11 protein-coding genes and 1 tRNA gene are annotated in these 13220 nt (G+C 70.7%); 10 read left to right on the top strand and 2 right to left on the bottom strand.

From position 1 onward, the window contains the following. Positions 1-8: 8 nt before the first annotated feature. Both ACILRB_RS07775 and ACILRB_RS07770 read right to left on the bottom strand, forming a co-directional pair. A complete protein-coding gene (locus ACILRB_RS07775) occupies positions 9-134 on the bottom strand; it encodes a potassium-transporting ATPase subunit F (RefSeq protein ID WP_395665726.1) in 126 nt (41 codons plus the stop codon). A gap of 386 nt (positions 135-520) precedes the next feature. Next, positions 521-597, bottom strand: a tRNA-His gene (locus ACILRB_RS07770). Between the two features lie 330 nt (positions 598-927). Between ACILRB_RS07770 and ACILRB_RS07765 the strand changes: the two genes are divergently transcribed. The 10 genes from ACILRB_RS07765 (at position 928) to murD (ending at position 13196) form a co-directional block, all read left to right on the top strand. After that, positions 928-3357 carry an ATP-binding protein gene (locus ACILRB_RS07765; protein ID WP_395665725.1) on the top strand — a complete coding sequence of 810 codons (2430 nt, stop codon included), beginning with the start codon at positions 928-930 and terminating at the stop codon, positions 3355-3357. Positions 3358-3426: 69 nt separating this feature from the next. Next, entirely contained in the window at positions 3427-3597 is a 171-nt protein-coding gene (locus tag ACILRB_RS07760) for a hypothetical protein (protein ID WP_395665724.1), read from the top strand. Positions 3598-3993: 396 nt separating this feature from the next. Continuing rightward, a complete protein-coding gene (locus tag ACILRB_RS07755; protein WP_395665739.1) occupies positions 3994-4485 on the top strand; it encodes a division/cell wall cluster transcriptional repressor MraZ in 492 nt (163 codons plus the stop codon). Continuing rightward, entirely contained in the window at positions 4482-5471 is a 990-nt protein-coding gene (rsmH, locus tag ACILRB_RS07750; RefSeq protein WP_395665723.1) for a 16S rRNA (cytosine(1402)-N(4))-methyltransferase RsmH, read from the top strand. The genes ACILRB_RS07755 and rsmH overlap by 4 nt, the downstream gene beginning before the upstream one ends. A 105-nt stretch (positions 5472-5576) precedes the next feature. Beyond that, on the top strand, positions 5577-5927 hold the full coding sequence (locus ACILRB_RS07745; RefSeq protein WP_395665722.1) for a hypothetical protein: 351 nt from the start codon (positions 5577-5579) through the stop codon (positions 5925-5927). 26 nt (positions 5928-5953) lie between these two features. Continuing rightward, on the top strand, positions 5954-7786 hold the full coding sequence (locus tag ACILRB_RS07740) for a peptidoglycan D,D-transpeptidase FtsI family protein (protein WP_395665721.1): 1833 nt from the start codon (positions 5954-5956) through the stop codon (positions 7784-7786). Further along, entirely contained in the window at positions 7786-9243 is a 1458-nt protein-coding gene (locus ACILRB_RS07735) for a UDP-N-acetylmuramoyl-L-alanyl-D-glutamate--2,6-diaminopimelate ligase (RefSeq protein ID WP_395665720.1), read from the top strand. Before ACILRB_RS07740 ends, ACILRB_RS07735 begins: the two co-directional genes overlap by 1 nt. Continuing rightward, on the top strand, positions 9240-10718 hold the full coding sequence (locus ACILRB_RS07730) for a UDP-N-acetylmuramoylalanyl-D-glutamyl-2,6-diaminopimelate--D-alanyl-D-alanine ligase (RefSeq protein WP_395665719.1): 1479 nt from the start codon (positions 9240-9242) through the stop codon (positions 10716-10718). Before ACILRB_RS07735 ends, ACILRB_RS07730 begins: the two co-directional genes overlap by 4 nt. A 1-nt stretch (position 10719) precedes the next feature. Beyond that, positions 10720-11802 carry a phospho-N-acetylmuramoyl-pentapeptide-transferase gene (gene mraY / locus ACILRB_RS07725; RefSeq protein ID WP_395665718.1) on the top strand — a complete coding sequence of 361 codons (1083 nt, stop codon included), beginning with the start codon at positions 10720-10722 and terminating at the stop codon, positions 11800-11802. Between the two features lie 2 nt (positions 11803-11804). Continuing rightward, positions 11805-13196, top strand: a complete 1392-nt coding sequence (gene murD, locus ACILRB_RS07720; RefSeq protein ID WP_395665717.1) for a UDP-N-acetylmuramoyl-L-alanine--D-glutamate ligase — start codon at positions 11805-11807, stop codon at positions 13194-13196. The last annotated feature ends 24 nt before the right edge of the window (positions 13197-13220 follow it).

Genomic DNA, 13220 nt, shown 5'->3' with positions numbered 1-13220 from the left:
AGCGCTCCCTAGAAACGTTCGGGCTGGAGGAGAGTGACGAGCAGATAGGCGGCGACGAGAAGCGCCGCCGAAAGGCCGATGAGGGGCTCGATCATGGCGCGCCCCTTACGAAAGCCGCGCCAGCAGGCGCGCATAGGCGGCGAGCCCGAGCATGGCGAGGACGGCTGAAGCGAGAAAGAGAAAGTCAGACATCGGAAAGCCTCCGGGACGGATGCGTCGGCGGAAGCTTTCGGACGAAGACGGGTCAGGAATCGATTGCGAACGCACGGCGCGCGCATAAGGAAAGCATAAGGACGCCGGCTCGGGCCGCTCGCCGTCTCGACGGAGACGCCGGGACCGGCTTCGCAGGGCGGCCGGCGGGCTTCGCTCGACCGAAAGGGGAGGGGCGGGCGCGTGACCGGCTTTCGTCCGGCGACGGGTTCGCGGAAAGAGGCCGGGCGGCCGGCTTCGGCGCGGAAAGGTCGAAGGGGGCGGAAGGGCCGTAAGGGGTCAGCCTGCGCGCCTGACGCGCCGCCTCAACTGGTACCGCCACCCCGGCTCGAACGGGGGACCTCTAGATCCACAATCTAGCGCTCTAACCAACTGAGCTATGGCGGCCTGTCGACAGGTCGCGGACCCTAGAGGCAAGCGCGCGGGATTGCAAGCGTCTGACGCGGGCTTCGGAGCGTTCGCCGCGGCCGCCGGCCGTTAACGATCATGAGTCAATTTTGCTTAAAAAACCGCGCTTCGGAAAATGCGGAGGCGGGCGGACATGGATTTCGACCCTGGTCTATGGTTAGCTCGACGTTAAGGCCATGCGGCGCGCCGCCGGGGCGGACGCGACGGCGCAGGCGCGAAAGCGCCGGCCCGGCTCGGCCGGGCGGAGGCCGAGGTCCGCCGGCGTCCGCCGGAAAGTTTTCAGCGCAAGCCTTGCCGGAAAGCGGCGCGATGACCGGTATCCGCTTCAGTCCCGACCTTGGCGAAGCCGACGCCGCGAAGGCGTTGCGCGAGCTTTCGCCGCGGCTTTCCGCCGACACGCCGATTCTCGCCCTTGGCGGCGCGGGCGAGGGCGCGCCGCGGGCGCTTTTCGCGAGCGAGGCCGTGCTTCGCCTGTTCGGCGCGCCCGACCTTGAGGCGCTGTCGCGCGCGTTTCGGGAGGACGAGCCCTCCGACGCGCCGGCGCGCCGGCTCGCAGGCCTCGCCGCGGCCTTTCCGGTCGGGGGGCCCGCGCGGCTCGAACGGCTGCGTTTCCAGGGGATCGAGCGGCCGATCATCTTCCTGTGCCGGCGCCTTCGCGCCGGGGGCGGGAAGACGCGCTTTCTCGCGGCCGCGCTCGACATGCCGAACGCCATGCGCAGCCGGCCGGCCGCGCTCGAAACGAAGGCTTTCGCCGCGCCTGCGGCCTTGCCGCCGCCCGCCGCGCCCGCGAGGTTCCTGTGGCGCGCGGGCCCGGACGATCTCCTCGTCGACGTCGGCGCGGCGCTCGCCGAGGCGCTCGACGAGCCGCGGCAGGCGTTCACCGGCCAGAAGCTCGCGCGACTCGTCGGCGCCTTCGACGCCGACCGGGGCATGGAGCTGCAGCGCCTTTTCGACGCGCGTTCGAGCTGGAGCGGCGTCGAAGTCGACTGGCCGTCGGCCGACGATCGAACGCTCGCGCGCGTCTCTCTCGCCGGCTCGCCGATGTTCGACGGGGCGCGGCGCTTCCTGGGATTTCGCGGCTTCGGCCTCGTGCTGTCGCGCCGCGACGGGCCGGCCGCGGGGCTCTCGGGCGACGCGCCGACGCCGGCTGACGGCGAAAATCCGGCCCTCGCCGCGCTGCGCCGCCGGCTCGACGCCGCCTATGCGCCCGACGCCGACGCTCCCGGACAGGCAGGCCCCGGCGCCGCCGCGCCGGCGTCCGCGCTTTCAGCCCAGGCGCGGGCGGGCTTCGACGCTTTGCCGATCGGCGTTCTCGCGGCGCAGGCGGGCGCGCCCATCTTCGCCAACCGCTTGCTGCTCGATTTCGTCGGCTGCGCCGATCTGCGCAGCGCGCGGCTTGCGGGCGCGTTCGACACGGCGCTGGCGCGCGGCCTCGCGCTCGCGCCGGGCGCCGAGGAGCTTGCGACGCTGCCCTCCGGCGGGCGCGAGCTCGCGGCGACGCTGCGGCGCGAGACGCTTGCCTGCGACGGCGGCGAGATCGACCTCCTGACCTTCGCGCCGCAGCCGCGCGCGGCCTCGCGCGGCGAGGAACGCGTGGCGGCCGAGGCGCGGCGCAGCCAGCGCGAGGCGCGCGAGCTCAACGCCATCCTCGACACGGCGATGGACGGCGTCGCCGTGCTCGACGCCGACGGCAGGGTCGAGCGCCTGAACCGTTCGGCGGAGGCGCTGTTCGGCGTCGAGGCCGCGGAGATCGCCGGCCAGGATTTCTCGGTTCTCGTCGCGCCCGAGAGCCGCGAAAGGGCGAAGGCCTATTTTGAGGGGCTGAAGCCCGGCGGCGCCGCCGGCGTGTTCAACGACGGACGCGAAATCCTGGGCCTCACCCGGCGCGGCGGGGTGATCCCCATGTTCATGACGCTCGGGCGGATCGGCGGCGGCGGCGGGCGCCGCTATTGCGCGCTCATGCGCGACATGACCCACTGGAAAAAGATCGAGCGCGAGCTCAAGGACGCGCGCAGCGAGGCCGAGCGGGCGAGCGCGCTGAAGTCGGATTTCCTCGCCAAGGTCAGCCACGAGATCCGCACCCCGCTCAACGCCATCATCGGCTTCGCCGAAGTCATGCTCGAGGAGCGCTTCGGCCCCGTCGCCAACCCGCGCTACAAGGATTACCTGAAGGACATCCACAGCTCCGGCTCGCTCGTCATGAGCCTCGTCAACGACTTGCTCGACCTGTCCAAGATCGAGGCGGGCAAGATGGATCTCTCCTTCGCCGCGGCCGACCTCAACCGCATCGTCGCCGAATGCGTCTCGATCATGCAGCCGCAGGCGAGCGGGGCGCGCGTCGTCATCGGCCTTTCGCTCGCGCCGCAGCTGCCGCAGATCTGGGCCGACGAGCGCTCGGTGCGCCAGATCGCGCTCAACCTTCTCTCCAACGCCATCAAGTTCACCGACGGCGGCGGGCAGGTCGTGGTCTCGACCGCGCTGTCCGACGAAAACTGCGCCGCGCTGCGCGTCCGCGACACCGGCGTCGGCATGTCGAGCGACGACCTTGAGGTCGCGCTGCGCCCCTTCGGCCAGGCGGGGCGCGGGCGCGCGAGCGGCGGCACCGGGCTCGGCCTGCCGCTGACCAAGGCGCTGGTCGAGGCCAACCGCGCCTCCTTCTCGATCAGGAGCAAGCCCGAGGAAGGCACGCTGGTCGAGATCGTGTTTCCCCCGGCGCGCGTCGTCGCCGCGCGCAAATAGCCGTCGCGGCGGGAACGGTTTTTCGCGCCGCGAATTATTTCTGCGACCCTTGAGCCGAAAGGACGCAGGATGATCGACAAGCCCAAGTCCAAGAAAGACGAGGAGCTGGACGCCCGGGAAAAGGACGAGCAGCTCGAGGAAGAGCTGGAGGACTCTTTTCCGGCGAGCGATCCGCCTTCCCAGACCCAGCCCAATGTCGCGGCGGGCGAGCCGATCCGCGACGAAGGCAAGAAGAAATAACCCCGGGCGCCGTTTCGACGGCGCTTTTTTCATTCTCCCTTTGCGGTCTCGCCTTCGGGTCTCCGGCGCGCGTGGGTCTCCGGCGCGCCGGCCTTCGCGCCGCGCCGCCCGGCCGCGCTCCCGAAAAGGCCGCCCCCTTTGAAAAGCTGTGGACGACGACGCGGGCGCCTTTGGCGCAGCCGCGTTTTTTCCCATGGCCTGAAGGCGGCGGGCGCCCGGTCGCGCGTTGACCGCCCATAGTGTCCCATGATATCCCAAATCATCCCGGACGAAGCGCAAGCGTGGCCGTGGGAGTCCCGCCGCAGGCGGCATGACCGCGCCGCCAGACGCCTCGCCCCGGGGAGGGTTCGGCCCTTGGGGTCCGCCTTGGGCGGACGGCCGGCATGGATGGCCCGGGTGGACGGCTATGTCTCGCATTACACGAACAAGCTCGACGCCAAGGGACGAGTCTCCATTCCGGCGCCCTTCCGGGCGACCCTCGCGAGAGACGGGTTTGACGGGCTCTATGTTCACCCGTCGATCGACCAGGAGGCCCTCGACTGCGGCGGCAACGCGCTGCTGCAGGAGATCGAGAGCCTGCTGTCGGGGCTCTCGCCCTATTCGGAGGAGCGCGATCTGTTCTCGACCGCGCTCATCGGGACGAGCGAAATTCTGAAGGTCGATTCGGAAGGCAGGACCATCCTCACCGAATCGCTCAAGAGCTACGCGCGCATCGCCAATGAAGTCACCTTCGTCGGGCATGGGCGCAAATTCCAGATCTGGGAGCCGGGCCGTTTCCGCGCGCATCTGGACGAGGCCAGAAGCCGGGTGCGCGACTTGAGGAGACAGCTTGGAGCCAGCCACGCGGCGCCCGACGGGCGGCCGCGGTCGCATGGAGCACGGGAATGAATTCGGGCCGCGGCGGGGCGCAAGCGCCCGCCGCAGGCGGACCGGCCCGGCACATTCCCGTGCTTCGCGACGAAATCCTCGCCGTCGCCGCGCCGCGCGACGGCGGGCTTTATGCCCGCGTCGTCGCGCTCGACCGCGATCCGACGGCGATCGCCGGCGGCGAAGCGCTGGTCGCGGAGGCGCAGGGGCGCCTGACCCTGATCGAGGCGCCGTTCTCGAAGCTCGCCGCCGCCACGCAGGGCCTTGGGCCGTTCGACGCCGTGCTGTTCGACGTCGGCGTCTCCTCCATGCAGCTCGACGAGGCCGCGCGCGGCTTCTCCTTCCGCCATGACGGGCCGCTCGACATGCGCATGGCGCAGGCGGGCCCGAGCGCCGCCGACATCGTCAACGGCGCGGAGGAAGAGGAGATCGCCGACATCCTGTTTCATTTCGGCGAGGAGCGCGCGTCGCGGCGCATCGCGCGCGCGATCGTCGCCGACCGCGCGAAAAAGCCGTTCGAGACCACCGGCGAGCTTGCCGGCATGATCGCCCGCGTCGCGCCCGCAAAGCCCGGCGAGCTGCATGCGGCGACGCGCAGCTTCCAGGCGCTGCGCATCGCCGTCAACGACGAACTCGGCGAGCTTGTCGCGGGATTATGCGCCGCGGAGGCCGCGCTGCGCCCGGGCGGGCGCCTCGCGGTGGTGAGCTTCCATTCGCTCGAGGACCGCATCGCCAAGCTGTTCTTCGCCGCGCGCTCGGGGCGCGGCGAGGCGCCCTCGCGCCGCCTGCCCGGCGAGCCCGAGGCCGAAGCCCCGACCTTTTCGCTCGAAGGGCGCCAGCCGATCGTTCCGTCGCAGGCCGAGGCCGCGGCCAATCCACGCGCCCGCTCGGCCAAGCTGCGCTGGGGAACGCGCCTTTCCGCCCCGGCGCGGGCCCCGGAGCAGGGGCTTTTCGCGCTCGCCCGCCTGCCGCGGCGCGAGAAGCCCGCGAAGGCGCGGAAGCGCTGAAATCGACGTGTCTCACGACCTCGGCAGCGCTTCGTTAACCATTTCTTCCGATCCGCCGGTGTTTCCTTGCGCGAGCCGCAGCCTTGCGACTCTCCGGGAAGCTCCATGGTCCGCATTCTGAACGTCCTCGCCGTGCTGGCGCTGCTCGGATCGGCGATCTACGCCTATTCGATCAAATACGAGACGATCTTCCACGCCGAGCGGATCGTGAAGCTGAAGCATGAGATCAAGGCCGAGCAGGACCGCATCGCCACCATGCGGGCCGAATATTCCTATCTGACCCGCCCCGAGCGGGTGCAGGCGCTGACCGAGAAGTTCCTCGACCTCCAGCCGCTTTCGCTGCGCCAGATCGTCTCGCTCGACGCCCTGCCGCGCCGGCCGGAGCGCGTCGCGCCCGTCGTGGACGCGGCCGGCGCCGAGAGCGCCCCGAACCCCGCCCCGAACCCCGCCCGCTAGCTGACAAGACGTGAGACCGACGCGCGATGGCTGACAGGCACGACGCTGACCGCAACGCTCCCTTTTTCGCGCAGCCTTCGGCCGAGGGGGCTCCCGTCGCCCGGGCGGTCCCGCCCGCGGCGCGAAAAGGCCCCCTGCAGGGGCTGCTGCGCGGCGTCTTCTCGACCGACCTCAGGAAGACGCCGCTGCGGCTCAAGCTTGTCGCCTGCCTGTTCGTCGGGCTTTATGGCGTGATCGCCGGCCGGCTCGTCTATTTCGGACTGCATCAGGAGCAGGCGAGCGTCGCGCGGCGCGGCGACGACGTGGTGGCGGCGGCGCGGCCCGACATCCTCGACCGCAACGGCGAAGTGCTCGCCACCGACATCCGCGTGATGAGCGTGTTCGCCGAGCCGCGCCGCATCATCGACAAGGACGAGGCCGTCGAGCTCCTGACCGCCGTGCTGCCCGACGTCGACGCGGCCGACCTGCGCAAGCGCCTTGGCACGCGCAAGGGATTCATCTGGGTCAAGCGCGCGGTCACGCCCAAGCAGCAGCAGGAGGTCTATCGCCTCGGCCTGCCGGGCGTCGGCTTCCTGCCCGAGAACAAGCGCGTCTATCCGAACGGCCCGATCGCGGCGCATGTGCTGGGCTTCGCCAATCTCGACGGCGTCGGCGTGTCGGGGCTCGAGAAATACATCGACGGGCAGGGGCTCTCCGAGCTTTCGGGCGCGGGCTTCAGGCTGACCCCCGACGCGCTGGCGCCGATCACCACCTCGCTCGACCGCCGCGCCACCTACGCCGTGCGCGACGAGCTCGCCAAGGGCGTCGCCAAGTTCAAGGCCAAGGCCGGCGCGGCGATCGTCCTCGACGTCAACACCGGCGAGGTGGTGGCGCTCGCCTCGCTGCCCGACTATGACCCGAACACGCCGGCCGACGCGCTCGACCCGCAGCACATCAACCGCATCACCGTCGGCGTCTACGAGATGGGCTCGACCTTCAAGGCGATCTCGCTCGCCATGGCGCTCGACGCCGGCAAGGTCAATCTCAACTCGCGCGTCGACGCGCGCGACTCGCTGCGCTACGGCCGCTTCACGATCCACGACTTCCACGCCCAGCACCGCGTGCTTTCGGTGCCCGAAGTCTTCACCTATTCCTCGAACATCGGCGCCGCGCGGCTCGCGCTGATGGTCGGCGTCGAGGGGCACAAGGCGTTCCTGCGCAAGCTCGGCCAGATGTCGCGCCTGCGCACCGAGCTGCCCGAATCCGCCGAGCCGCTGCTGCCGAAGAACTGGGGCGAGCTCAACACCATGACCATCGCCTTCGGGCAGGGCATGAACGTCGCGCCGCTGCAGGCGATGATGGCCGTCGGCGCCCTCGTCAACGGCGGTCTGCTCGTCACGCCGACCTTCCTCAAGCGCGACGAGGCGGCGGCCAAGAAGTCCGCGCCGCGCGTCGTCAAGCCCGAGACCTCCGAGGAGCTGCGCTACGTCATGCGCCTCAACGCCGAAGTTGGCTCGGCCAAGATCGCCAACGTCAACGGCTATTTCATCGGCGGCAAGACCGGCACGGCTGACAAGATCGTGCATGGCCGCTATGCGCAGGACCGCGTGTTCACGACCTTCATGGCGATCATGCCGGCCGACAAGCCGAAATACCTCGTTTTGACCCTGCTCGACGAGCCGCAGGCGCTGCCCGAGACGCACGGCTACCGCACGGCGGCGTGGAACTCGGGGGCCGTCGCCGGCAAGATCATCGAGCGCGTCGGCCCGCTGCTCGGCCTGCCGCCGCGCTTCGAGCTGCCGACGCAGCCCTTTCCCCTTCTCGCCAAACTGGGCTATGGGTACGCCAACGTTCCGCAGACCGGCGGAAGGGAGCACTGATGCGGCTCGCCGAGCTTCTGCCCGGAGAGGACCTTGCCGGGGCCCCCGGCGCGACGGAGATTTCGGCGCTCTGCTGCGACAGCCGCAAGGCCGGCCCCGGCGCCCTGTTCTTCGCCGTTCCGGGAACGAAGGCCGACGGCCTCGCCTTCGCGCCCGAGGCGGCGCGGCGCGGCGCCGTGGCGGCGGTCGCGGGGCCCGGCGCGCCCGAAACCGTCGCGGGGCTTCCCGTCGTCCGCGTCGCCGACGTGCGCGCGGCGCTGGCGCTGGCGGCGGCGCGGTTCTTTCCGCGCCAGCCCGAAACCGTCGTGGCCGTCACCGGCACCAGCGGCAAGACCTCCGTCGCCGCCTTCACGCGTCAGATTTTCGCGCGGCTCGGATTCTCGGCGGCCTCGCTCGGCACGCTCGGCGTGGTCGCGCCGTCCGGCGCCGTCTACGGCTCGCTGACCACGCCCGACCCGATCTCCCTGCACGAGACGCTCGACGCGCTGGCGCGGGAGGGCGTGACCCATCTCGCGCTCGAAGCCTCCTCGCACGGGCTGACGCAGCGCCGCCTCGACGGCGTGCGCCTCGCCGCCGGCGCCTTCACCAATCTGTCGCGCGACCATCTCGACTATCACCCGACCATGGAGGCCTATCTCGCCGCCAAGCTCGAACTGTTCGAGCGGCTGCTCGCGCCGGGCGCGCCGGCCGTCGTCGACGTCGATTCCGAGGCGGGGCGGCAGGTCGCCGCGGCGTGCCGCGCGCGCGGGCTCGAGGTTTTGAGCGTGGGGCGGGCGGGCGAGACGATCCGTCTCCTCGACGCCATGCCCGAGCCCGCCGCGACCGACCTCGTGATCAGCCTCGCCGGACGGCGGCGCGAACTCCGGCTGCCGCTCGCCGGCGCCTTCCAGACGTCGAACGCGCTCGTGGCGGCGGGCCTCGCGCTCGCCGCGGGCGGCGACGCCGACAAAGCGCTCGCCGCGCTCGAAACGCTTCAGGGCGCGCCCGGGCGGCTCGAAAAGATCGGCGAGCGGCGCGGAGGCGCGGTCTATGTCGATTACGCCCACAAGCCCGACGCGCTCGAAAAGGCGCTCCTGGCGCTGCGGCCCTACGCCTCCGGGCGGCTCATCGTCGTGTTCGGCTGCGGCGGCGACCGTGATCCGGGCAAGCGCCCGATCATGGGCGAGATCGCCACGCGCCTCGCCGATTACGCGGTGGTGACCGACGACAATCCCCGCAGCGAGACGCCGGCGGCGATCCGCGCCGCGATCCTTGCGGGCGCGCGCGGGGCGAGGAACGTGGTCGAGATCGGCGACCGCGCCGCGGCCATCGCCGAAGGCGTCGGCGCTCTTGACTTGGGCGACATTCTTCTTATTGCCGGGAAAGGCCACGAGACTGGCCAGATCGTAGGAGACCGCGTCTTGCCCTTTTCCGACGCCGAATGCGCGAGAGCCGCCCTGAAGACGGGCGAACGATGAGCGAGACCGCGCTGCGCGCCGATCCGGCGCCTCGCCTTGAACCCCTCTGGACCGGACTCGAGCTCGTCGTCCCGCTCGAGGCGCGCGTCGTCGGCGGCGTGCCGCGTCGGGGCGCGACCGGCGTCTCGATCGACACGCGCACGCTGAAGCCCGACGAGATCTTCGTCGCGATCAGGGGCGTTTCGAGCGACGGCCATGACCATGTGGCCGCGGCGCTCGAAAAGGGCGCGCTCGCCGCCGTGGTCGACGAGGCGCACGCCGACGCGCTCAAGGGCCTCGGCCCGCTCTATGTCGTGCGGGACACGCTGCGCGCGCTCGAAAATCTCGGCCTCGCCGCGCGGGCGCGGACGCAGGCCCGCATTTGCGCGGTGACGGGTTCGGTCGGCAAGACCTCGACCAAGGAGGCGTTGCGCTGCGCGCTGCAAAGCGCCGGCGCCGTCCACGCCTCGGTCGCCTCCTACAACAACCATTGGGGCGTGCCGCTGACGCTCGCGCGCATGCCGAAGGCGAGCCGTTTCGGCGTGTTCGAGATCGGCATGAACCATCCGGGCGAGATTTCGCCGCTGACGCGCATGACCCGCCCGCATGTGGCGATCGTGACCACGGTCGCGCCCGTGCATGTCGAGGCGTTCCCGAGCGTCGAGGCGATCGCCGACGCCAAGGCCGAGATCTTTGACGGGCTCGAGCGCGGCGGCCTCGCCGTCCTGCCGCGCGACAATCCGCATTTCGAGCGTCTCGCCGCAAGGGCGCGGGCGCGCGGAGCCGGCTGCGTCGCGAGCTTCGGCGAGCATGCGCGCGCCGACGCGCGGCTTCTTTCGGCCCGGATCTTTCCCGACCACAGCCTGGTCGAGGCCGACGTCTGCGGCAGACTGCTGTCGTTCCGCCTCGGGGCGCCGGGTCGCCATCAGGCGACGAACGCGCTCGCCGTGCTTCTCGCCGCCCATGCGCTCGGCGTCGATCTTGAAGCGGCGGCAGGGGCGCTCGCCGGCTTCGCGCCGCAGCCGGGGCGCGGCCAGCGCCTCGAATTCGAGGCGCAGGACGGGCGCTACGCGCTGATCGACGAAAGCTACAACGCCAATCCGGCGTCGATGCGCGCGGCGTTCGAGCTCGCGGGCGCCCTGCCGGCGCCGGGGCGCCGCGTCGCCGTGCTCGGCGACATGCTGGAGCTCGGGCCGGAGGCGCCGCGCATGCACGCCGAGCTCGCGGCCGGCCTGCGCGACAACGGCTTCGATCTCGTCTTCACGGCCGGCCCGCTGTCGCGCCATCTTCATGACGCGCTTCCGGCCGACATGCAGGGCGGCTGGCGCGCGAGCGCGGCCGAGATCGCGCGCGACGTCGCGGCGAGCGTCCGCGCCGGCGACCTCGTCGTGGTCAAGGGCTCCAACGGGGCGCGCCTGCGCGAGGTGGTCGAGGCGTTGCGCGAGCAATCCCGGAAATTCGGCGCGGACGGCGCGCGCGAGGAGCGGAGCGCCTGACATGCTGACCCTGCTGACCTATTTCTCAGCGCATTTCCAGCCGCTGAACCTGTTTCGCTACATCACCTTCCGCACCGGCGGCGCGACCGCCACCGCGCTGTTCTTCGTGTTCTTCTTCGGGCCGAAGATCATCGCCGCGCTGCGCCTCAAGCAGGGCAAGGGCCAGCCGATCCGCCTCGACGGGCCGCAGTCGCATCTCATCACCAAGAAGGGCACGCCGACCATGGGCGGGCTGATGATCCTGTCCGGGCTCATCGTCTCGACCCTGCTGTGGGCCAACCTGCGCAACCATTATGTCTGGGCGGTGCTGTTCGTGACCGTCGGCTTCGGCGCGATCGGCTTCTACGACGACTATCTCAAGGTCACGCGGCAGACCGACAAGGGCTTTTCGGGACGCCTGCGCCTCGCCCTCGAAGTGCTCATCGCCGGGCTCGCCTGCTTTTCGATGATGGCGCTCGGCGGGCCGCACACCACCTTCCTGTCGCTGCCGGCGATCAACGGCTTCGCGCTCGACCTCGGCCTGTTCTTCCTCGCGTTCGGGGCCTTCGTGATCGTCGCGGCGGGCAACGCCGTCAATCTGACGGACGGGCTTGACGGCCTCGCCATCGTGCCGGTGATGATCGCCGCCGGCGCCTTCGGCGTGATCGCCTATCTCGCCGGCAACGCCATCTTCTCGAACTATCTCGGCATCAATTTCGTCCCCGGCGCGGGCGAGCTCGCGGTGGTCGCGGGCGCGGTCATCGGGGCGGGCCTCGGCTTCCTGTGGTTCAACGCCCCCCCGGCGCAGATCTTCATGGGCGACACCGGCTCGCTGGCGCTCGGCGGGCTCCTTGGGGCGATCGCCGTCGCCGTCAAGCACGAAATCGTGCTCGTCATCGTCGGCGGCCTGTTCGTGCTCGAAACCCTGTCCGTGATCGTGCAGGTGATTTCGTTCAAGCTCACCGGGCGGCGCGTCTTCAGGATGGCGCCGATCCATCATCATTTCGAACAACTCGGCTGGTCCGAGCCGCAGGTCGTCGTGCGCTTCTGGATCATCGCCTTCGTGCTGGCCCTGATCGGCCTTTCGACCCTGAAGCTGAGGTAGACATGATCCCCGTTTTCGCGTTCGAGGGCAGGGCCGTCGCGGTGTTCGGCCTTGGCGGCTCGGGCTTCGTCACGGCGCAGGCGCTCGTCGCCGGCGGCGCCGAGGTCTATGTCTGGGACGACAACGCCAACGCCCGAGAGAAGGCGCGCGCGGCCGGCCTGCGCATCGAAAACCTCGCGGCCGCCGACTTCTCCGGCTTCAGGGCGCTGATTCTCTCGCCCGGCGTGCCGCTGACCCATCCGGCGCCGCACTGGAGCGTCGTCAAGGCGCGCGAGGCGGGGATCGAAGTCATCGGCGACGTCGAGCTGTTCTGTCGCGAGCGCCGCCGCGTCGCGCCTGACGCGCCCTTCGTCGCCATCACCGGCACCAACGGCAAGTCGACGACGACCGCGCTCGCCGCGCATCTCTTCCGCGCGCTCGGCTTCGACGTGCAGGTCGGCGGCAACATCGGCACGCCGATCCTCGCGCTCGAGCCGCCGCGCCACGACCGCGTCTTCGTGATCGAGTGCTCGTCCTACCAGATCGACCTCGCCCCGACGCTCGCGCCGAGCGTCGGCGTGCTGCTCAACGTCACGCCGGACCATCTCGACCGCCACGGAACGATGGAAAATTACGCCGCGATCAAGGAGCGCCTCGTGGCCAAAGCCGAGCACGCCGTGGTCGGCGTCGACGACGCCTGGTGCGTGGCGATCGCGGACCGGCTGAAGGCGGCCGGGCGCGACGTCGTCGAGATTTCGGCCGCCGGCGGGCTGCGCGGCGAGGGCGTGCTCTATGACGGCGGCGCGCTCTACTGGCGCGGCCCGCAGGGGCGCAGCCTGATCGCCGACCTCGTCGGGATCGGCTCGCTGCGCGGCGCGCACAACGGCCAGAACGCCGCCGCCGCGGTCGGCGCGCTGCACGCCATCGGCCTCGACGGCGCGGGGCTCGCCAAGGCGCTCGGCTCCTTCGCGGGCCTGCCGCACCGCATGGAGGAGGTCGGCAAATACGGCAAGGCGCTGCTCGTCAACGACTCCAAGGCGACCAACGCCGACGCCGCCGAAAAGGCGCTGCTCTCCTTCAACAACGTCTACTGGATTCTCGGCGGCCGGCCGAAGCAGGGCGGGCTCGCCTCGCTGCGCCCGCTGTTTTCGCGCGTCGTCAAGGGCTATCTGATCGGCGAGGCGGCGAAGGCCTTCGCCCGGGAGATCGGCGACGCCTTCCCCGTGGCCTTCTGCGACACGCTCGAAAAGGCCCTGCCGATCGCGGCGCTCGAGGCGCAGCAAAGCCCCGCCGCCGAGCCGGTGGTGCTGCTCTCGCCGGCCTGCGCCTCGTTCGACCAGTTTCCCGACTTTGAAAAGCGCGGCGACCGTTTCCGCGAGATCGCGCTTTCGCTCATCGCCAGCACGAAACATTAACCAAAAGCCGACAAAATCGGGACG

The organism is Methylocella sp. (assembly GCF_044226135.1).
GTDB lineage: Bacteria > Pseudomonadota > Alphaproteobacteria > Rhizobiales > Beijerinckiaceae > Methylocapsa.
The sequence above is the reverse complement of the archived record's forward strand: the minus strand, read 5'-3'. Positions and strand labels throughout refer to the sequence as shown.

Bases quoted from the DNA above. Each gene is read 5' to 3' on its own strand.
- mraY (WP_395665718.1), top strand. From the start codon at position 10,720: ATGCTGACCCTGCTGACCTATTTCTCAGCGCATTTCCAGCCGCTGAAC.
- ACILRB_RS07730 (WP_395665719.1), top strand. From the start codon at position 9,240: ATGAGCGAGACCGCGCTGCGCGCCGATCCGGCGCCTCGCCTTGAACCC.
- rsmH (WP_395665723.1), top strand. From the start codon at position 4,482: ATGAATTCGGGCCGCGGCGGGGCGCAAGCGCCCGCCGCAGGCGGACCG.
- ACILRB_RS07735 (WP_395665720.1), top strand. From the start codon at position 7,786: ATGCGGCTCGCCGAGCTTCTGCCCGGAGAGGACCTTGCCGGGGCCCCC.
- ACILRB_RS07740 (WP_395665721.1), top strand. From the start codon at position 5,954: ATGGCTGACAGGCACGACGCTGACCGCAACGCTCCCTTTTTCGCGCAG.
- ACILRB_RS07765 (WP_395665725.1), top strand. From the start codon at position 928: ATGACCGGTATCCGCTTCAGTCCCGACCTTGGCGAAGCCGACGCCGCG.
- ACILRB_RS07760 (WP_395665724.1), top strand. From the start codon at position 3,427: ATGATCGACAAGCCCAAGTCCAAGAAAGACGAGGAGCTGGACGCCCGG.
- ACILRB_RS07745 (WP_395665722.1), top strand. From the start codon at position 5,577: ATGGTCCGCATTCTGAACGTCCTCGCCGTGCTGGCGCTGCTCGGATCG.
- murD (WP_395665717.1), top strand. From the start codon at position 11,805: ATGATCCCCGTTTTCGCGTTCGAGGGCAGGGCCGTCGCGGTGTTCGGC.
- ACILRB_RS07775 (WP_395665726.1), bottom strand. From the start codon at position 134: ATGCGCGCCTGCTGGCGCGGCTTTCGTAAGGGGCGCGCCATGATCGAG.